General features: G+C 71.9%; 19 protein-coding genes and 1 tRNA gene. 16 read left to right on the top strand and 4 right to left on the bottom strand.

All coding sequences use genetic code 11. The features are described 5' to 3' along the window. Positions 1 to 19: 19 nt before the first annotated feature. Entirely contained in the window at positions 20 to 625 is a 606-nt protein-coding gene (locus tag ACI3EY_RS06545) for a hypothetical protein (protein ID WP_405039838.1), read from the bottom strand. A gap of 65 nt (positions 626 to 690) precedes the next feature. On the opposite strand from ACI3EY_RS06545, the gene ACI3EY_RS06540 reads away from it, so the two are divergent. From ACI3EY_RS06540 to ACI3EY_RS06470, 15 genes are all read left to right on the top strand, one after another. Next, positions 691 to 1,665 (top strand): site-specific tyrosine recombinase XerD, encoded by a 975-nt coding sequence (locus ACI3EY_RS06540; RefSeq protein ID WP_405037154.1) that lies wholly within the window; start codon positions 691 to 693, stop codon positions 1,663 to 1,665. A gap of 112 nt (positions 1,666 to 1,777) precedes the next feature. Continuing rightward, complete coding sequence (locus tag ACI3EY_RS06535) at positions 1,778 to 2,662, top strand: ParA family protein (protein WP_405037155.1); 885 nt, start codon at positions 1,778 to 1,780, stop codon at positions 2,660 to 2,662. Between the two features lie 5 nt (positions 2,663 to 2,667). After that, on the top strand, positions 2,668 to 3,558 hold the full coding sequence (locus tag ACI3EY_RS06530) for a segregation and condensation protein A (protein WP_405039837.1): 891 nt from the start codon (positions 2,668 to 2,670) through the stop codon (positions 3,556 to 3,558). Then, positions 3,542 to 4,192, top strand: coding sequence for an SMC-Scp complex subunit ScpB (scpB, locus tag ACI3EY_RS06525; RefSeq protein ID WP_405039836.1), 651 nt, complete (start codon positions 3,542 to 3,544; stop codon positions 4,190 to 4,192). The genes ACI3EY_RS06530 and scpB overlap by 17 nt, the downstream gene beginning before the upstream one ends. After that, the gene (locus ACI3EY_RS06520) at positions 4,189 to 5,178 is read left to right on the top strand and encodes a pseudouridine synthase (RefSeq protein WP_405039835.1); all 990 of its coding nucleotides are present in this window, start codon (positions 4,189 to 4,191) and stop codon (positions 5,176 to 5,178) included. The genes scpB and ACI3EY_RS06520 overlap by 4 nt, the downstream gene beginning before the upstream one ends. Positions 5,179 to 5,230: 52 nt before the next feature. After that, positions 5,231 to 6,001 carry a (d)CMP kinase gene (gene cmk, locus ACI3EY_RS06515; protein ID WP_405037159.1) on the top strand — a complete coding sequence of 257 codons (771 nt, stop codon included), beginning with the start codon at positions 5,231 to 5,233 and terminating at the stop codon, positions 5,999 to 6,001. After that, a complete protein-coding gene (locus tag ACI3EY_RS06510) occupies positions 5,998 to 6,855 on the top strand; it encodes a sulfurtransferase (protein WP_405037160.1) in 858 nt (285 codons plus the stop codon). Before cmk ends, ACI3EY_RS06510 begins: the two co-directional genes overlap by 4 nt. A gap of 3 nt (positions 6,856 to 6,858) precedes the next feature. Beyond that, positions 6,859 to 7,338, top strand: coding sequence for a SufE family protein (locus tag ACI3EY_RS06505; RefSeq protein ID WP_405039834.1), 480 nt, complete (start codon positions 6,859 to 6,861; stop codon positions 7,336 to 7,338). After that, positions 7,335 to 8,885: a ribosome biogenesis GTPase Der gene (gene der, locus ACI3EY_RS06500; protein ID WP_405037162.1), complete on the top strand. Its 1,551-nt coding sequence runs from the start codon at positions 7,335 to 7,337 to the stop codon at positions 8,883 to 8,885. The genes ACI3EY_RS06505 and der overlap by 4 nt, the downstream gene beginning before the upstream one ends. Positions 8,886 to 8,961: 76 nt before the next feature. Next, positions 8,962 to 9,035, top strand: a tRNA-Pro gene (locus ACI3EY_RS06495). A gap of 105 nt (positions 9,036 to 9,140) precedes the next feature. Then, positions 9,141 to 9,539, top strand: a complete 399-nt coding sequence (locus ACI3EY_RS06490; RefSeq protein ID WP_405037163.1) for a DUF3592 domain-containing protein — start codon at positions 9,141 to 9,143, stop codon at positions 9,537 to 9,539. A gap of 71 nt (positions 9,540 to 9,610) precedes the next feature. Further along, on the top strand, positions 9,611 to 9,787 hold the full coding sequence (locus ACI3EY_RS06485; RefSeq protein WP_405037164.1) for a hypothetical protein: 177 nt from the start codon (positions 9,611 to 9,613) through the stop codon (positions 9,785 to 9,787). A 140-nt stretch (positions 9,788 to 9,927) separates the two neighbouring features. After that, on the top strand, positions 9,928 to 11,913 hold the full coding sequence (locus tag ACI3EY_RS06480; protein WP_405039833.1) for a BCCT family transporter: 1,986 nt from the start codon (positions 9,928 to 9,930) through the stop codon (positions 11,911 to 11,913). After that, the gene (gene betC, locus ACI3EY_RS06475) at positions 11,910 to 13,508 is read left to right on the top strand and encodes a choline-sulfatase (protein WP_405039832.1); all 1,599 of its coding nucleotides are present in this window, start codon (positions 11,910 to 11,912) and stop codon (positions 13,506 to 13,508) included. Before ACI3EY_RS06480 ends, betC begins: the two co-directional genes overlap by 4 nt. Before the next feature lie 173 nt (positions 13,509 to 13,681). Next, on the top strand, positions 13,682 to 15,394 hold the full coding sequence (locus ACI3EY_RS06470) for a BCCT family transporter (RefSeq protein ID WP_405039831.1): 1,713 nt from the start codon (positions 13,682 to 13,684) through the stop codon (positions 15,392 to 15,394). Between the two features lie 82 nt (positions 15,395 to 15,476). Here the strand turns inward: ACI3EY_RS06470 and ACI3EY_RS06465 are convergent, their stop codons facing one another. Beyond that, the gene (locus ACI3EY_RS06465; protein ID WP_405039830.1) at positions 15,477 to 16,727 is read right to left on the bottom strand and encodes an aspartate aminotransferase family protein; all 1,251 of its coding nucleotides are present in this window, start codon (positions 16,725 to 16,727) and stop codon (positions 15,477 to 15,479) included. Between the two features lie 77 nt (positions 16,728 to 16,804). Here ACI3EY_RS06465 and ACI3EY_RS06460 point away from each other — a divergent pair, with 77 nt between their 5' ends. Beyond that, positions 16,805 to 18,331, top strand: a complete 1,527-nt coding sequence (locus tag ACI3EY_RS06460; protein ID WP_405039829.1) for an NAD-dependent succinate-semialdehyde dehydrogenase — start codon at positions 16,805 to 16,807, stop codon at positions 18,329 to 18,331. Here ACI3EY_RS06460 and ACI3EY_RS06455 read toward each other — a convergent pair. Together ACI3EY_RS06455 and ACI3EY_RS06450 are read right to left on the bottom strand one after the other, a co-directional pair. Further along, positions 18,316 to 19,029, bottom strand: a complete 714-nt coding sequence (locus tag ACI3EY_RS06455; RefSeq protein ID WP_405037170.1) for a GntR family transcriptional regulator — start codon at positions 19,027 to 19,029, stop codon at positions 18,316 to 18,318. The genes ACI3EY_RS06460 and ACI3EY_RS06455 overlap by 16 nt on opposite strands. Continuing rightward, positions 19,026 to 19,763, bottom strand: coding sequence for a maleate cis-trans isomerase family protein (locus ACI3EY_RS06450; protein ID WP_405039828.1), 738 nt, complete (start codon positions 19,761 to 19,763; stop codon positions 19,026 to 19,028). Before ACI3EY_RS06450 ends, ACI3EY_RS06455 begins: the two co-directional genes overlap by 4 nt. Positions 19,764 to 19,776 lie beyond the last annotated feature (13 nt).

Raw genomic sequence — 19,776 nt, 5'->3', positions numbered from 1 at the left:
GGCGCCGCTCACGGCACTGCTACTGCCGGCTGCGCACCCCGAGCGCGGCGAGCTCCAGGTCGGCCAGCGCCCGGACCGTGGACGGCTCGCCGGAGCGCCACGCCGCCACCGGGTCCGCGTGCAGCTCCTGCAGCCGGCGCGGCGGCTGGTGCACCAGCGCCCGCAGGGCGAGCAGCTCCTGGGTCCGCGGGTCCTCCAGCTGCCGACCCATCCGGCGGACCCGCAGCATCCAGCTCACCCGCACCACGGCCCACAGCAGGACGACCAGCAGGATCGGGGTGCCGGCCGTCAGCAAGCTGACCACCTGGGCGACGGTGCGCACCGCGGCCTCCAGGCGGTCGCCGGCGGCGACCAGGTCGGTGCCGACCCCGGCCGCCCCGGCGAACGGGGTGTCCAGCTCGTCGCCGACCAGCGGGATCTGCGTCACCCGGCCGGCGATCTCGGTCATCCTCGACTCCAGACCGGTCCCCGCCGAGCGCAGCGGGCCGGCCGGCGTAGCCAGGGCCATCACCAGGTCGAAGACCCAGCGGCCGACGAGCACCCAGGCGATCACCCAGGCCAGCACCAGGGCGTCCGCGACGATCTGACGGGTCCGGCGGGCGGGGGCGGAGGCATACCAGCGCATGCGGTCAGTGTGACCGACCGGCGGCCCGCGGCTGCGCCGACCCGCTCTGCTGGGAAGATTGTCGGGTGAGCCCTGCCCAGACCCCCACCGGAGTGCCGACGCCGTTGGCGCGCGCGGTGCGCGACTGGCTGGACCACCTGCGGGTCGAGCGCGGCCGTTCGGAGCACACGCTGCGCGCCTACCGCCGGGACCTGGACCGCTACCTCACCTTCGTCGGCTCCCGGGGTGTGCGGGAGGCGGGTCAGGTGCGTGAGCAGGACGTCACCGACTTCCTCGCCCACCTGCGCACCGGTGACGACGAGCACCCCGCGCTGGCGGCCACCTCGGCGGCACGGGCGGTGGTCGCGGTGCGCGGCCTGCACACCTTCCTCGCCCTGGAGGGGGAGTCCGTCGACGACCCGGCCCGCGAGGTGGCGCCCCCCTCACCGCCGCGGCGGCTCCCGAAGGCCCTGTCCGTCGACGACGTCGAGCGGTTGCTGCAGGCCGCGGCCCTGGGCGACACCCCGGCCGCACTACGTGACCGGGCGCTGCTGGAGGTGCTCTACGGCTCCGGGGCCCGGGTCAGCGAGGCGCTCGGGCTGGACGTCGATGACCTGGAGCCGGGCCGGGCGCAGGACGGCAGCGGGGGAGTGGTGCGCCTGTTCGGCAAGGGCCGCAAGGAGCGCATCGTCCCGCTCGGCCGGTATGCCCGTGAGGCCCTGGACGGCTGGCTGGTCCGCGGACGCCCGGAGCTGGCCCGGCGTGGGTCCGGCGGTCCCGCGGTCTTCCTCAACTCCCGGGGAGGGCGGCTGTCCCGGCAGTCGGCGTGGTCGGCCATCCAGGCCGCCGCCGAGCGGGCGGGGCTGCGCGCCCAGGTCTCACCGCACACCTTGCGGCACTCGTTCGCGACGCACCTGATGGACGGTGGCGCCGACGTCAGGGTGGTCCAGGAGATGCTCGGCCACGCCTCCGTGTCGACCACCCAGATCTACACGCACGTCTCCACCCAGCACCTGCGGGAGGCCTACGCCATGGCGCACCCCCGGGCCCGGAGGGCCTGACCTCGACCTCAGGTCGAGGTTCAGCCGACTGGTGGTGACCTCGACCCAGCGATTAGGGTCAGGGGCGATCGGCGGGACGCCGACCACGACCACGACAGGCTGGAGAGACGACGTGACGCACGACCGGCTGCCCGGAACGGAGACCACGGGCGTGGGGCAGACAGGGCCCACCGGGCGACCGCTCCCTGACTTCCCGGTACCCCCGCCGCTGGCCAGCCACGGACCCGCCCGGATCGTCGCCATGTGCAACCAGAAGGGTGGCGTCGGCAAGACGACGACGACCATCAACCTGGGCGCCGCGTTGGCCGAGTACGGACGCAAGGTGCTGATGGTCGACTTCGACCCTCAGGGCGCCCTGTCGGTGGGTCTGGGCGTCCCCACCCACGACCTCGACGTCACCGTCTACAACCTTCTCGTGGAGCGCGGCCACGACGTCCGCGACGTCATCCAGCCGACCCGGGTCGCCGGCATCGACCTCCTCCCGGCCAACATCGACCTCTCCGCCGCCGAGGTGCAGCTGGTCGGTGAGGTGGCCCGGGAGCAGATCCTGACCCGCACCCTGCGCCCGGTGATGGACGACTACGACGTGATCCTCATCGACTGCCAGCCCTCGCTGGGCCTGCTCACCGTCAATGCGCTGACCGCCGCGCACGGGGTGGTGATCCCGCTGGAGACCGAGTTCTTCGCGATGCGCGGGGTAGCCCTGCTGATCGAGACCATCGAGAAGATCACCGACCGGCTGAACCCCCGGCTGGAGATCGACGGCATCCTGGCGACCATGTACGACGGGCGCACCCTGCACTCGCGCGAGGTGGTGCGCAGCGTCGTCGACCACTTCGACGACACCGTCTTCCACACCGTCATCAGCCGGACGGTGAAGTTCCCGGACGCGACCCTCGCCGCCGAGCCGATCACCAGCTACGCGAGCACGCACGCGGGCGCCGAGGCATACCGCCAGCTGGCCCGCGAGCTGGTGTCGCGGGGCGGGGCCCCCTGAGCGAGGTGGGTACGCCCGCCGCCCCGGCACCCGAGGACACCACCCCCGGCGGGGTGCTGACCCAGGGGCATGGTGGTTTCGAGGTGCACCTCGACGTCTTCACCGGACCGTTCGAGCTGCTCCTCGGGCTGATCTCCAAGCACCGGCTGGACGTCACCGAGATCGCGCTGGCCCAGGTCACCGACGAGTTCGTGGCCCACCTGCGGCGGGCCCAGCAGGCCGAGCAGGACTGGGACCTGTCCCAGGCCAGCGAGTTCGTGCTGATCGCCGCCACCCTGCTCGACCTCAAGGCCGCCCGGCTGCTGCCCAACGCCCGTGAGGACGACGAGGAGGACCTGGCGCTGATCGAGGCGCGCGACCTGCTCTTCGCCCGGCTCCTGCAGTACCGCGCGTTCAAGCAGGTCGCCGACGAGCTGCGGCTGCAGATGGAGGGCAAAGGACGGATCTTCGCCCGTGACGTCGGCGTGGAGGAGCGGTTCGCCGCGTTGCTTCCCGAGCTGGTGCTGACGGTGACGCCCGAGCAGCTGGCGATGATCGCCGGCCGGGCGATGATTCCCCGGCCCCCACCGACCGTGGCGGTGGACCACCTGCACGCTGCGGGTGTGTCGGTGCGCGAGCAGGCCTCTATCGTGGTGGGGCGGCTGCGTGCCCGTGCCGACGGCACGGCCAGCTTCCGCGAGCTGGTGGCCGACGCGGACTCGACCCTGGTGATCGTGGCGCGCTTCCTGGCCCTGCTCGAGCTCTTCCGGGACACCGTGATCGCGCTCGACCAGGAGGAGCCCCTCGCCGAGATCACCGTGCGATGGACCGGTCCGGAGTCGGGCCAGGTGGGCACCGGCAGCGAGTTCGACGAGACGGAGAGGCAGGAGGTGGTCACCGATGGGTCAGCCGGATGAGCACCCCGTGGCGCCCTCCGAGGTCCCGCCGCGCCCGCAGGACCGGGACCACGAGCAGGAGCCGCTGGACGTGCACGACCTGCCGGGCGGTGCCCGATCCGCGATCGAGGCGGTCCTCATGGTCGTCGACGAACCGGTGACCGAGGAGTCGCTGGCCGGTGCCCTGGGGCTCGGCACCGACGAGGTCGGCGCCGTCCTGGACGAGCTCGCGCAGGAGTATGCCCAGGGTGGGCGCGGCTTCATGCTCCGCCGCCTGGGCGGTGGCTGGCGGATCTACAGCCGCCCCGAGTACGCCCCGGTGGTGGAACGCTTCCTGCTCGGGGGCCAGCAGGCCCGGCTCACCCAGGCCGCCTTGGAGACGCTCGCGGTCATCGCCTACCGGCAGCCGATCAGCCGCGCCCGGATCGGGGCGATCCGCGGCGTCAACGTGGACGGCGTGGTGCGCACCCTGCTCGCCCGGGGGATGGTGACCGAGGCCGGGCAGGACCCGACCGCCGGCGCCGTCCTCTACGGCACCACCGACCTGTTCCTCCAGCGCATGGGCCTGGACTCGCTCGACGAGCTGCCCGCGCTGGCCCCCTATCTCCCCTCGGCCGAGGTGCTCGAGGAGCTCGCATCGGAAGGACTGGCATGAGCAACGACAAGCAGAACGGAGGCCGCGGCGGATCAGGTCGCGGCGGCGGTCCCGCCCGCGGCGGGTCCGGACGTGGTGGATCAGGTCGCGGCGGCGGTCCCGCCCGTGGCGGTTCCGGCCGCTCCGGGGCGGGCAACCGCACCCCGGCCCAGGGTGGGGGCGCTGGACCGCGCCAGGCCGGTAGGGCACGCCCACCGCGTGGGCGTCAACCCCAGCCGCCCCGCCCGGACGGCTCGCACGGCACCCACGACGTGCACGACCCGGAGGGCACCCGGCTGCAGAAGCTGCTGGCGGGCGCCGGCTTCGGCAGCCGCCGCGCCTGCGAAAAGCTGATCGAGCAGGGCCGGGTCCAGGTGGACGGCCAGGTCGTCACCGAGCTCGGGGTCCGGGTGGACCCGGCCAAGCAGGTGGTGCACGTCGACGGGGACCGGGTGGTGGTGGACACCGACCGGGTCTACCTGGCCTTCAACAAGCCCGCGGGCGTCGTCTCCACCATGCAGGACGAGGAGGGACGGCCGTGCCTGACCGACTACGTCGGCCACCTGTCCCAGCGGCTCTTCCACGTGGGCCGCCTCGACGTGGACACCGAGGGCCTGCTGCTGCTCACCAACGACGGCGACCTCGCGCACCGGCTGCAGCACCCGGCCTACGGCATCCCCAAGACCTACGTCGCCCAGGTGCACGGAGTGATGGGCCCGGGGATCGGCAAGCAGCTGCGCGACGGCGTGGAGCTGGAGGACGGCCTGGCCAAGGCGGACAGCTTCAAGCTGGTCGACAACATCCCCGGGCACTCGATCATCGAGGTGGTGCTGCACGAGGGACGCAAGCACATCGTCCGCCGCATGATGGACGCGGTCGGCTACCCCGTCGAGGCCCTCTCCCGGGTCGAGGTCGGCCCGATCAAGCTCGCCGAGCTGCGCTCGGGGCGCTACCGGGCGCTGTCGGCGGAGGAGGTCGCCCAGCTCTACCGCGCGGCCGACCTCTGAGGCCGAGCCGCTGGCGGTGAGGCGGCCCCCGCCGTCACGTTAGGCTGGGCGGGTGCAGCCAGACCCCATCACCGTCGCCATCGACGGACCCAGCGGGTCCGGCAAGTCCTCCGTCTCCCGGGCAGTGGCCCGCGAGCTCGGGATCGGCTACCTGGACACCGGCGCGATGTACCGGGCCCTGGCCTGGTACTGCCTGGACACCGGCGTCGACCTGGGCGACCAGGAGGCGGTCGCCACGGCGGCACGGGACCTGCCGCTGCGGATGACGACCGACCCCGACGACACCACCACCAGGGTGGGTGGCACCGACGTGACCGAGCAGATCCGGCAGACCAGGATCAGTGAGAAGGTCTCCGCGGTGGCCACCAACCTGGACGTCCGCGCCGAGCTGCGGCGCCGTCAGCGCGAGATCATCGCCGACGCGCGCCGGCAGCTGGGCGGCGTCGTCGCCGAGGGTCGGGACATCACCACCGTCGTGGCCCCGGACGCCGAGCACCGGATCCTGGTGACCGCCTCCGAGGAGGCGCGGCTGTCCCGCCGGGCACGCGAGCTGCACGGGGGAGCGGAAGCCGAGCACGTCGCCGCCACCCGGGACCAGGTCGTGCGGCGGGACCGGGACGACTCCACCGTGAGCGCCTTCATGGACGCCGCGGACGGGGTCGTCACCCTGGACACCTCCGACCTGACCCTGCAGGAGACGGTCGGGGCGGTCCTGGGCCTGGTCCGTGGCGAGGCCCGCAGCGCCGCCCCGCACCCTGCGCTCACCGACCCCGACGGCGCCCCGGCGCCCATCCCTGACACCGACCACGAGGAGCGAGCATGAGCACGTCCGAGAAGATCGCCGCCTACGCCCACCCCGAGCGTCTGGTCACCACCGCGTGGCTGGCCGAGCACCTGGACGACCCGTCGGTCGTGGTGCTGGAGTCCGACGAGGACGTCCTGCTCTACGACACCGGGCACGTGCCCGGGTCGTTCAAGCTGGACTGGCACACCGACCTCAACGACCCCCTCACCCGTGACTACGTCGACGGTCGGCGCTTCGCCGAGGTGATGGGCGCGCGCGGCATCAGCCGCGAGACCACCGTGGTCATCTACGGGGACAAGTCCAACTGGTGGGCCGCCTACGCGCTGTGGGTGCTCACCCTCTTCGGCCACGAGGACGTCCGGCTGCTGGACGGCGGACGGGCCGCGTGGGTCGCGGAGGGCCGTGAGATGACCACCGACGTGCCGACGGTCGAGCCCGTCGACTACCCGGTCGTCGAGCGGGACGACAGCACCGTGCGCGCGTTCCGCGCGGACGTGCTGGAGCACCTCGGTGCACCGCTGGTGGACGTCCGTTCGCCCGGGGAGTACTCCGGTGAGCTGCTGCACATGCCCGACTACCCGCAGGAGGGCGCCATGCGCGGGGGGCACATCCCCGGCGCGAAGTCGGTGCCCTGGGCGCGTGCGGCCAACGAGGACGGCACCTTCCGCTCCCGCGAGGAGCTGGAGGCCATCTACCAGCAGGAGCAGGGGCTGAGCGCCGGCGACGACGTGGTGGCCTACTGCCGGATCGGGGAGCGTTCGAGCCACACCTGGTTCGTGCTCACCCACCTGCTCGGGTTCGAGAACGTCCGCAACTACGACGGCAGCTGGACCGAGTGGGGCAACTCCGTCGGCGTGCCGGTGGAGCGCTGAGGTATGCCGCAGACCGACGACCTGCCCGAGGCGATGGCCGAGCTGGCGCAGGACTTCCACGCGGTGAGCCAGCAGGAGCGCCTGCAGCTGCTGCTCGAGCTTTCTCGTGAGCTGCCCGAGCTGCCGGAGCGGTATGCCGGGAAGCTGGACTCCCTGGAGCGGGTGGACGAGTGCCAGTCGCCGCTCTTCCTGACCGTGGAGGTCGGTGACGACGACGGGCATACCGTGCACCTGTTCTTCGACGCCCCGCCGGAGGCGCCGACGACCCGCGGCTTCGCCGGCATCCTGCACGAGGGCCTGGACGGGCTGAGCGCCGAGCAGGTGCTGGACGTGCCCGACGACGCGCCCTACCGGTTCGGGCTGGCCGAGGCGGTCTCCCCGCTGCGGATGCGGGGCATGGTCGGCATGCTCGGCCGGATCAAACGCCAGGTGCGGCTGCGCCTGGAGGGTGCGGCCCTGGCCGCGAAGGAGTCGAGCGGATGAGCGAGCCACAGCACCCCGGTGACGACGCGGACCCGGGCGACGGTGTCGAGGTCGAGTGGACCGCCGGACCGGACCCCGAGGGCGGACCGGAGGCGTATGCCCCGAGCGCCGAGGACGAGGCGCTGGAGGCCGCGCTGCGGGCCGGGCTCGTCGACTTCGAGCTGTCCGAGGAGGACCTGGCGCTGGTCGAGTCCGGCGAGCTACCGGCCGGTGAGGGCGCCGAGGTCGGCGGGTTGCCGGTGGTCGCCGTCGTCGGTCGGCCCAACGTCGGCAAGTCCAGCCTGGTGAACCGCATCCTGGGTCGCCGCGAGGCGGTCGTGGAGGACGTGCCGGGGGTCACCCGGGACCGGGTCTCCTACACCACGGACTGGTCCGGCCGGCGGTTCACCCTGGTGGACACCGGCGGCTGGGAGGTGGACGCCACCGGCATCCACCTGAGGGTCGCCGAGCAGGCCGAGGTGGCGATCGAGCTGGCCGACGCCGTGATGTTCGTGGTCGATGCGCTGGTCGGTCCGACGGACACCGACGAGCAGGTGGTCAAGCTGCTGCGCCGCTCCGGCAAGCCGGTCGTCCTGGTCGCCAACAAGGTGGACGACCAGCACCAGGAGGCCGAGGCGGCCTCGCTGTGGAGCCTGGGACTCGGGCAGCCCTGGCCCGTCTCGGCGCTGCACGGCCGTGGCTCCGGGGACGCGCTGGACGCGCTGCTCGAGGTGCTGCCGGAACGCTCCGCGGTGGCCGGGGTCGATCCCGAGGGCGGCCCGCGCCGGGTGGCCCTGCTGGGCCGCCCCAACGTGGGCAAGTCCTCGCTGCTCAACCGGTTGGCCGGTTCCGAGCGGGTGGTCGTCGACGAGGTCGCCGGCACCACCCGGGACCCGGTGGACGAGCTCATCGAGCTGGGCGGCAAGGTCTGGCGCTTCGTGGACACCGCCGGGATCCGGCGGCGCGTGCACCAGACCAAGGGCGCCGACTTCTACGCCTCGCTGCGCACCCAGGCGGCCCTGGAGAAGGCGGAGGTCGCGGTGGTCCTCGTCGACGTCTCCGAGCCGATCGCCGAGCAGGACATCCGGGTCATCCAGCAGGTCGTCGACGCCGGGCGGTCGCTGGTGGTGGCCTACAACAAGTGGGACACCATGGACGAGGAGCGGCGCTACTACCTGGAGCGGGAGATCGAGCGGGAGCTGGTCCAGATCACCTGGGCCCCCCGGGTGAACATCTCCGCCTCGACCGGTCGCAACGTGGCCCGCCTGGTGCCGGCCCTGGAGACCGCCCTGGACTCGTGGGACCGCCGGATCCCGACCGGGCGGATCAACGCCTTCCTTGGCGAGGTGGTGGCCGCGCACCCGCACCCGGTGCGCAGCGGCAAGCAGCCCCGGATCCTGTTCGCCACCCAGGCGGACACCCGCCCGCCGAAGTTCGTCATCTTCGCCTCCGGCTTCATCGAGGCCGGCTACCGACGCTTCCTGGAGCGCCGGATCCGGGAGCAGTTCGGCTTCCCCGGGACCCCGATCGAGATCTCCGTCCGGGTCCGCGAGAAACGGCGCCGCTGACGCCGGGCGAGGATTGGGAGCGCGGCCAGCGATGGGCTAACCTGATCCTCGCCCGAACGGGCCGACAACAGAACAACGGGATGTGGCGCAGCTTGGTAGCGCACCTGACTGGGGGTCAGGGGGTCGCAGGTTCAAATCCTGTCATCCCGACGTCGCGATGTCCGCGGACATCGGCAGAGCCGGACCTACGAGCCCGTAGGTCCGGCTCGTGCTGTCGGGGCCGGTGGGGACCCGACGCGGTTATCGTCTGGGGGCATGTCTGCCGTAGGAGTTCTTCAGATCCTGGCCGCCTGCTTCGGCACGGTCGGTCTTCTGCTCTGGCTGGTCGGGTTCGCCGTGGGCAAGGGACGCCGGAGGGGATGGCGTGACGTGCCGGGGGAGTGGACACGCTTCGAGGGCCGGTTCACCCGCTCCTGGCAGGTGGAGTACCGGGTCGAAGGTGCGACGTTCCACATCATGCCGGTGATGAACGCGACCTCGTTGGCCCCGAGCGGACCCGTCGACGTCGCCTACGACCCGGGTGATCCGGGGCGCGCGGTGATCAACACGTTCTACCACCGTGGAGGGGTGCTGAAGCTGATGGGGGCCGGTGCCGTCGGTGTCGGGTTCCTCCTGCTCCTGATCGTCCTGCTGCTGGCCGTCGGTCCGGGGTAGGTGGCGACGCCCGCAGGCTCAAGACCCGCAGTCGGGTGACAGCCCCGCGGGCCGCTGTTATGGTTCGCCCCATGCCAGACCCGCGGGCCGCCACCGGCCCGGCGCGAGAGCGTCGGGCCAGCTCGTGCACCCGGGTCCGGGAGGCGTGCGTGCCGAGCGCCGAGCGTCTGGCGCCGCGCCCCACCTCGGGGTATGCCCATGCCTCGTGGGCCGCGGTGGCCATCGGTTGGTGCGGCGGCGAGCCGTAACGGCGCCCGTCGCCGCGACACGACCCTGTCCGTAGCCCACCACCCACCGACTCTCCGAACGACGACCGGACCTCGTCCGGCACGCCACGTCGGCGTGCCAGGGCGTCGTCACATCAACGAACCCAGAGAAGGTCACCGCCATGTCCGAGGACCAACGGTCTTCCCGCAAGAAGCTCGCCGACGACGCCCGGCGGGCCGGACGCCGCGCCGGCAGCTCCCTCGGGAGCCTCGACTACCAACGCCCCAAGTATCCGCACGACATCCACCCCGCGCTGGTGCCCGGCATCTCGATCGACGAGCAGCGCCGCCGCTACAGCCTCAGCAAGACGGTCTTCGCGTTGGCCGGTGTGCTCACCGTCGCCTTCGTCATCTGGGGCGTGGTGGACTCCGCGGGAGTCGCCGAGGTCTCGGCGGCAGCCTTCGCCTGGGCGACCGGCAACCTGGGCTGGCTCTTCAACAGCGTGGCGATCATCATCCTGGTGGCGCTGCTCATCATGGCCTTCTCGCCCTACGGCAGGATCCCGCTGGGCAAGGACGGCGAGACACCGGAGTTCAGCACGTTCGCCTGGGTCGCGATGCTCTTCGCCGCCGGGATCGGGATCGGGGTGCTCTTCTTCGGCCCCTCGGAGCCGCTGACGTACTTCGTCTCGCCGCCGCCGCTGACGAACGAGCCCGAGTCGACCGAGGCGCTGCACCGGGCGATGGCGCAGACCTACTTCCACTGGGGCTTCCACGCCTGGGCGATGTATGCCCTGGTGGGCGGCGCGGTGGCCTACGCGGCATACCGGCGCGGGCGCAGCCTGCTGATGTCCTCCATCTTCCGCAGCCTCTTCGGCGCCCGGCACGCCGACGGCTTCGCCGGCAAGCTGGTCGACATCTTCGCGATCATCGCGACCCTGTTCGGCACCGCCGCCGCTCTCGGCATCGCGGCGATGCAGATCGGGGCCGGGGTGAGCATCGTCTCCGGCGTCGACGAGCTGACCAACACCGTGCTGGTCGTCATCATCCTGGTGCTGACCGTGGGCTTCATCATCTCTGCGGTCTCCGGGGTGGCGAGGGGGATCCGTTACCTGTCCAGCATCAACATCGTGCTCACCGTCGGCATCGTGGGCGTGGTCCTCTTCCTGGGGCCGACGCTCTTCCTGATGAACCTGCTGCCCTCGGCGATGATGGAGTACATGGGCTCCATGTTCGACATGATGGGCCGCTCCCTGTCGTGGGGTGAGGAGACGCAGACCTACCAGTCCGCGTGGACCGTGTACTACTGGGCGTGGTGGATCTCGTGGTCGCCCTTCGTCGGCATCTTCATCGCCCGGATCTCCCGGGGCCGGACCATCCGGCAGTTCCTGCTGGGGACCATCCTCATCCCGTCATCCCTGCTGTTCATCGCCTACGGCATCATGGGCGGTACCTCGATCTGGATGTACCGCGAGGGGATGCCCGGGATGAGTGCCGACATGGCGCCGGCCCAGGTGTTCTTCGCGGTCCTGGACAACCTCCCGTACGTGGGCTGGCTGCCGTTCGTGGTGATCGTGGTGCTCTCGATCTTCTTCATCACCTCGGCCGACTCCGCGTCGGTCGTGATGGGCATGCTCGCCAGCAACGGCGACCAGAACCCCCGCCGCTGGGTGGTGGTCTTCTGGGGTCTGGTGATGTCCGGGATCGCGGTGGTGATGCTCTCGCTCGGGGACGCGACCGCGCTCGAGGGGCTCCAACAGCTGGTGATCGTCACCGCGGTGCCGTTCGCCCTGGTGATGCTGCTGATCATCGTGGCGTGGTTCCGCGACCTGCGCACCGACCCCCTCACGCTGCGCCACCTGTATGCCCAGAACGCCGTCAGCAAGGCGGTGGTCGAGGGTGTCGACCGGTTCGGCGACGACTTCGCCCTGCAGGTCGTCCAGGCCCGCCCGGGTGGTGGTGCCGGGGCGGAGGTGGACTCCGAGCACGAGAACTACACCAGCTGGTACCAGCGCACCGACGAGGACGGCGACCCGGTCGGCTACGACTACGAGACCGGGGAGTGGGCGGACGGCTGGAAGCCCGAGACCCCTGCGGAGGAGCCGCCCGAGGACTCCTCGTCCTCGCCCGAGGCCTCGGGCGACGGCGCCGACGGGAAGCCGGTGTGACAGCCGGCGACGACGCGATGACGGCGCCCAACGTCGTCGTGATCCAGGCCGACCAGCTCGCCCCGCAGGCGCTCGGCGCCTACGGGGACGAGACGGCGCGGACCCCTCACCTGGACGCCCTGGCGGAGGAGGGTGCGGTCTTCGACCGCGCCTACTGCACGACGCCCCTGTGCGCACCCTCACGGGCGTCGATGATGACCGGGCTGATGCCCTCGGAGTTGGGGTGCTACGACAACGGCGACGACTTCGCGGCGTCGGTGCCGACCTTCGCGCACCTGCTCCGGTCGGCCGGGTACCACACCGCCCTGGTCGGGCGGATGCACTTCATCGGTCCGGACCAGCACCACGGCTTCGAGCAGCGGCTCACCACCGACGTCTACCCGGCGGACCTGGACATGGTGCCGGACTGGGGTCGCCCGCTGGACCAGCGGCTGCAGTGGTACCACGCGGCCGATCCCGTCTTCACCGCGGGCGCCGCCACCGCCACCGTGCAGCAGGACTTCGACGACGAGGTGCTCTTCCGCACGGTGCGCCACCTCAACGACCGGGTCCGGGCGAACCAGGACCGGGCCGAACGGGGCGAGGACCAGCAGCCCTTCCTGCTGGTCACGTCCTTCATCCACCCGCACGACCCCTACGAGCCGCCCCGTGAGCACTGGGACCGCTTCGAGGGGGTCCCCATCCCGGCCCCGGTGCACCCGCAGGTGCCGGACGCCGACCAGGACCCGCACACCCACCGGCTGCGGACGATGAGCGGCTTCGACCGGCCCGGCCAGGACCCGGACGCCGAGGTCGCCGCGCGAGCCCGCCGTGCGTACTACGCAGCGGTGAGCTACATCGACGACCTGGTCGGGACGATCCTGCGGCGGCTCGACGACCTGGGGCTGGCGCAGGACACCGTGGTGGTGCTGACCAGCGACCACGGCGACATGCTGGGGGAGAAGGGGCTCTGGTACAAGATGTCCCCCTACGAGCAGTCCAGCAGGGTCCCACTCATCCTGCGCGGGCCGCCCGGGCTGGTCCGCCCGGGCCGGTACGCCAACCCGGTGAGCCTGCTCGACCTGCTCCCCACGCTGGTCGAGGTGGCCGGCGCCACGGTCTCGGGCGAGGCCGCCGACGACGAACCCGAGGCCGAGGCCGAGGCGGGGATGTCCCTGCTGGAGAGCGTCCGACGCGAGCTCGCGGGTGCCGCGCCGCAGGACCGGGACATCTTCCTGGAGTACCTGGCCGAGGGCACCCACCATCCCCAGGTCACCCTGGTCCACGGCCCGCTGAAGCTGGTCCGCTGCCCCGGTGACCCCGACCAGCTCTTCGACCTGGACGTGGACCCGCACGAGCTGCGGAACGTGGTCGACGACCCGGGGTATGCCGACGTGGCGGCCGACCTGCGTGCGCGCCTCGAGGAGCGCTACGACCTGGAGGAGCTGGAGGCCCGGGTGCGGGCCAGCCAACGACGGCGCTCCGTCGTCGCGCACGCCCTGCTGCAGGGACGCACCCGGCCCTGGGACCTGGTGCCGCAGGAGGAGGAGCGCTACGTCCGCGGTGACTTCTGGGCCGCGTTCCGGTACGCCAAGATCGCCGACGAGGACACCTGAGCCCGAGCCCGCAGTCGCGGCGCCCGTTGCAGATTCGTTGCCGATTCGTTGTCTTTCGCGGCGGCGCGCAGGTAGCCATGCCGCAGCCGGCTCGCTAGGGTCTCATTGTCCACAAGCAGACAACTCGACATCCGCGCGGGGGCCCACGGCCGTCGCCAGGAAGGTATGTGACCGTGGAAGATCTCGCCCGACGGTTGGGGCTTCGCACCAACCCTCCCATCTTCTTCACCTCTGCCGGGCTGATGCTCGTCATCCTGGTGCTGCTGCTGCTCTTCCCGGAGTCGATCGGCTCCGGCTTCGCCACGGCCAGGGAATGGGTCACCACCAACCTCGGGTGGTTCTTCATCTTCGGGGTGACCGCCTGGCTGGTCTTCCTGGTGTGGCTGGCGATCAGCAAGTACGGCGACCTGCGCCTGGGCTCCGCGGACGAGAAGCCGACCTACACCCGGCTGTCCTGGTTCACCATGCTCTTCGCCGGTGGCATCGGCACCATCCTCATGTTCTGGGGCGTCGCCGAGCCGATCTCGCACTTCGCCACCCCGCCCTTCGAGGGGGTCGAGCCCTACAGCGCGCAGGCCGCCGAGGACGCGATGAACGTCGCGCTCTACCACCTGGCGCTGCACACCTGGGCGATCTTCACGCTGCCCGGCCTGGCCTTCGGCTTCTTCATCTACCGGTACAACCTGCCGATGCGCGTCAGCTCGGTCTTCTACCCGGTCCTCAAGGAGCGCATCCACGGGCCGATCGGCAAGACCATCGACGTCTTCGCGGTCCTCGGCACCCTCTTCGGCCTGGCCGTGAGCCTGGGGCTGGGCACCTCGCAGATCAGCGCCGGGCTGTCCCGGCTGACCGGCCTGGAGGACGGCACCTTCGTCCGGGTCATGGTGATCGTCGTGCTCACCGCGGTGGCCACGGTCTCCGTGGCCGTCGGGCTGGACAAGGGGATCAAGCGACTGTCGAACCTGAACATCGGGCTGGCCGTCGGGATGATGCTCTTCGTCCTCTTCACCGGCGGCACGACGGTCTTCCTGCTGCGGGAGCTCTTCGAGAGTGCCGGCAACTACCTGGCCTCGCTGCCGGGTCTGTCGCTGTGGAACGACGCGCTGGCCACCGTCGACGGTGAGGACGGCTGGGGCTGGCAGGCCGGCTGGACCGTCTTCTACTGGGCCTGGACGGTGACCTGGGCACCCTTCATGGGGGTCTTCCTGGCCCGGATCTCCCGCGGCCGGACGGTCCGCGAGTTCGTCGGCGGCGTGCTCATCGCCCCGTCGCTGTTCACCGTCGTCTGGTTCGTCATCTTCGGCTGGTCGGCCATGCAGATCGACGGCATCGACGGCACCGGTGGACCGATCTCCGACGCGGTCGCCGAGAGCGTCCCGCTGGCGATGTTCACCTTCTTCGAGAACTTCCCCGCCACCGGGCTGCTGCAGGGGCTGACGATCGTGATCGTGGCGCTCTTCTTCGCCACCTCCGCCGACTCCGCGGCCCTGGTGGTCGACATGCTGTGCTCCGGTGACGGTGAGGCCGGGCCGGTCGGCCAGCGGGTGTTCTGGGCGGTCTGCCTGGGCGCCCTGGCCGCCCTGCTCATCGTGCTCGGCGGTGACGCCGGCATCACCGCGCTGCAGGAGATCATCACCGTGGTCGGGCTGCCCATCTTCATCCTGGTCTTCGCGATGATCCCGATGCTCGTCATCGGGGTGCGGGCCGAGCACGCCCGGATCCAGCGCGGCGACCACTCCATCTCCCCGCAGGAGCAGATCCGGCTGCAGGAGGAGGAGGCCGCGCGCGAGAAGGCGGAGGTCGAGCGTCAGCGAGAGGAGGCCGAGAACGGCGTCCCCGCGCAGCGGGACGCCGACGACCCGGCGCACAAGGAGACCACTGGCTGAGGTCGGCACCACGACCCGAGGCCCGCGCCACCGATCGGTGGCCCGGGCCTCGTGCCGTGAGGTGGTGGGTCGGAGCGGCGGATCAGAGCACGGAGGTCAGCGTCCGTTCCCAGAGGTCTGCGGCCTCGTCGACCTGCGCCTGCGTGACCACGAGGGCCGGGATGAAGCGCACCACCTGGGACCAGGCCCCGCAGGTGAGCAGCAGCAGCCCGTGCTCCGCGGCGGCCTGCTGGGCCCGGGCCGCGGTGGCGCCGTCCGGCTCGCCCTCGGGAGTCCGGAACTCCGCGCCGAGCATGAGACCCAGGCCCCGTACGTCGGTGATCTGGGCATACCTGTCCGCCGAGGTCTCGAGCCGGGCGCGCAGCTGCTCACCACGGTCCCGGGCGTTGGCGACCAGGTCCTCGCGCTGCATCACGTCCAGGGTCGCCAGCGCGGCCGCGCAGGCGACCGCGTTGGCGCCGTAGGTGCCGCCCTGGGACCCCGGCCAGGCCCGGCTCATGAGCTCCTCGGAGGCGGCGATCCCGGACAGCGGGAAGCCGGAGGCGATGCCCTTGGCGGTCACCAGCACGTCCGGGGTGACGTCGAAGTGCTGGTGCCCCCAGAACCGCCCGGTGCGGCCCCAGCCGGTCTGGACCTCGTCCAGCACCAGCAGGATGCCGTGCCGGTCGGCGCGCTCTCGCAGGCCCGCCATGAACTCGGCGGAGGCCGGGACGTACCCGCCCTCACCGAGGACCGGCTCGATCAGGAAGGCCGCGGTGTCCTGCGGTGCGCTGATGGTCTGCAGCAGGTAGTCCAGCTCGCGCAGCGCGAACCTGGTGGACTCCTCCTGCGACCAGCCGTAGTGCGTGGGGTTCGGGAAGGGCGCCACGTGCACCCCCGGCATCAGGGGTGCGAAGCCGGAGCGGAACTTCGTCCCGGAGGTCGTCATCGAGGCGGCGGCCACGGTCCGGCCGTGGAAGCCGCCGTGGAAGGTGATGACGTTGGGCCGACCGGTCGCCTGACGGGCCAGCCGCAGCGCCGCCTCCACCGCCTCGGAGCCGGAGTTGACGAAGAACATCGAGTCCAGGCCCGCCGGCAGCACCTCCGACATCCGCTCCACCAGGTCGAGCAGCGGGCGGTGCATCACCGTCGTGTACTGGGCGTGGATGATCTTGCCGATCTGGGCCTGGGCGGCGGCGACCACGTCCGGGTGCGCGTGCCCGGTGCTGGTGACGCCGATGCCGGCGGTGAAGTCCAGGTAGCGACGGTCCTGCTCGTCGAAGATGAGGGCGCCGTCGCCGCGGTCGGCGATGACGGGGGTGGCCTGCTTGAGCAGGGGGCTGAGGTGCGCCACGGTCGACATCCTTCGGGTTCGCGGTTGATAGATTGTTGACAATCCGAACGTAACGTATCGACACCCAGGAGGCAGCGGTGGCCACCGACACCCCGACAGACGAGCACGGACTCCCGGCACGGGCGCAGGAGGTGCTGGCCGCGGTCCCCACCGGTCTGTTCGTGGCCGGCGCCTGGCAACCGGCGGCCAGCGGCGACACCTTCCCGGTGCTCGACCCCGCCACCGGCCGCGAGCTGGTGTCGGTGGCGGACGCCGGCCCGGAAGACGGTATGCGCGCGCTGCAGGCCGCCGCCGACGCCCGGTCGGAGATGGCCGAGAGCTCGCCGAAGCAGCGCTACGACTGGTTGATGGCCGCCTACCAGGCGGTGACGGAGCGGGCCGACGAGCTGGCGCTGCTGATGACCCTGGAGATGGGCAAGCCGCTGGCCGAGGCCCGGGGCGAGGTGACCTACGCCGCGGAGTTCCTGCGCCACTTCGCCGGCGAGGCGCTGCGCATCGAGGGCGGCTACCAGCGTTCGCCCGCCGGGGACACGCGTTTCCTGGTGATGCGCCAGCCGGTCGGACCGACGCTGCTCATCACCCCGTGGAACTTCCCGATGGCGATGGGCACCCGCAAGATCGGCCCCGCCATCGCCGCCGGGTGCACGAGCGTGATCAAGCCCGCCCACCAGACCCCGCTGTCCATGCTGGCGCTGGTGGAGATCCTGCACGAGGTGGGGCTGCCGGCCGGGTCGGTGAACACCGTCACCACCACCCACGCCGGTGTGGTGATGGAGCCGATGATCCGCTCGGGGCTCGCCCGCAAGCTCTCCTTCACCGGCTCCACCCAGGTCGGCAAGAAGCTGCTGGAGCAGTGCGCGGAGAAGGTGCTGCGGACGTCGATGGAGCTCGGTGGCAACGCCCCCTTCATCGTCTTCGACGACGCGGACCTGGACGACGCGGTCGCGGGGGCGATGGCCGCCAAGATGCGCAACATGGGCGAGGCCTGCACCGCGGCCAACCGGATCTACGTGCAGGAGGGCGTCGCCGAGGAGTTCGGTCGCCGGCTGGCGGAGCGGATGGCGGCCCTGCAGGTCGGCCCGGGCACCCGGGAGGGGGTCACGGTCGGACCGCTGATCGACCAGGCGGCCCAGGACAAGGTGGGCGAGCTGGTGGCGGACGCCGTGCGACGCGGTGCCCAGGTGCTGACCGGGGGAGAGGCCGACCCGGGCCAGGGGTACTTCTACCCGCCGACGGTGCTCACCCACGTCTCGCCGCAGTCCCGGATGGCCGCCGAGGAGATCTTCGGCCCGGTCGCCCCGCTGACCTCCTTCGGCACCGAGGAGGAGGTGCTCGAGCTGGCGAACGACACTCCCTACGGGCTGGTGTCCTACGTCTACACCCGGGACCTGGACCGGTCCCTGCGGATGGCCGAGCAGCTGGAGAGCGGGATGGTCGGGCTGAACCAGGGCGTGGTGTCGAACCCGGCCGCCCCGTTCGGCGGGATCAAGGAGTCCGGTCTCGGCCGGGAGGGCGGTGCCCTGGGGATCGAGGAGTTCCTCGAGGTCAAGTACGTCGGGATCGGTGGACCGCGTCCCCGCGCCGCGGCTCAGGGAGACGGCTGAGGCGGCGCCCCGGTCGAGCCCGCCGGGGACCCGGTCAACCGCTGGACGGCATCACGCATGTGCGTCGTCAGCAGCCGGTCGGTGGCGAGCAGGTCCCCGGCCCCCAGGGCCAGCGCGATCTGGCGGTGCTCGCCCACTCTCGCCTCGGCGCAGGCGTAGGTCGGCTCCATCCGGTGGATGCACATCCGGGTCTCGGTGAGCAGCGTCTCGTGGATCCGGGACAGCTGGGCGCTGTCGGCCTGCTGCACCAGCACCTGGTGGAACCGGATGTCGGCCATGCTGACCGCCCGCACGTCGTCCGCGGCCCGGTCCATCTCGTCGACCACGCCGAGCAGGGCCGCGCAGGCCGCCGCCGGGCCGGTCTCGTGCACCCGGGCCGCCGCGGCACGTTCGACGGCTCCCCGGGCCAGGTAGAGGTCCCGGACCCGCTCGTCGGTCAACTCGATGACGAAGAGCCCACGGTTGCGGTGCGAGACGAGTAGTCCCTCCTGGGTCAGCCGCTGCAGGCCCTCCCGCAGCGGCCCCCTGCTGACCCCGAGCCGCGCGGCATACTCGACCTCGCCGAGCTGGCTGCCCGCCGGGATGTCCCCCTGCGCGATGGCCTCCCGGATCCGCGCCGCCACCATGCTGGGGGTGGACTCGCGCTCCAGCGGGCGCAGCGGGACGCTCTCACGGCCGTCCCGGACGCTGGTCGTCACCACGTCCCCCCGGCGAAGAGGGTGCCCAGCCACGGCAGCGTCGGCACCGGCCCGACCAGCGCCAGGCCGTGGTGCACGCTCACCTGGTTGGCGGTGAGCACCACCGTGCCCAGCTCGTCCTCCAGCTGCGCCACCTGGCCCAGGGTGTGCATCGCGGTGTCCGGCACCAGGACCGCCTCGGCGCCCGAGGCGTCGACGCCGGCGACCAGCTCGCGGACCCGGTCCCGGCCGAGGGTGCCGACCTCGGCCGCGGTGACGATCTCGTGGCTGCCCAGAGCGCTGACCTCGATCCCGGCTCGGGCCAGCAGCGACACGAAGGCCTGCGCCACGTCCCGGGGGTAGGAGGCGGCGACGGCCACCCGGGACACGCCCAGCGTCCGGCACGCGTGCACGAAGGCCAACGAGGTCGAGGTGGCGGGCCGCCCGGTGCGGCGGGCGAGCGCCTCGACCTGCTCATGGGCGCCGTCCCAGACGAAGACGAAGCTGCCCGAGGTGCAGGCCCAGACCACCGCGTCCACCCCGGGTGCCTGCGCCAGCAGCCGGTCGGCCCCCTCGGCGAGGCGGTCCCCGCTGCCCAGGTCGAGCAGCGCGTCGACGCGGTGCGCGTCCTCGCCGACGCTGGTGTGCACCACCGGCAGGGCGATGTCGTGGCCCTCCGCGCGCAGGCGGGACTCCAGGGCCGGGTAGTCGTCCTCGGCGCTGTGCCCGGGGTAGAGGATCCCGATGGCGCTCATGCGTCCCTCCGCG

The organism is Serinicoccus shuyuelongi, from assembly GCF_045032955.1.
Taxonomy (GTDB): domain Bacteria; phylum Actinomycetota; class Actinomycetes; order Actinomycetales; family Dermatophilaceae; genus Ornithinicoccus.
This window is presented reverse-complemented; position numbering and strand designations above follow the sequence as displayed.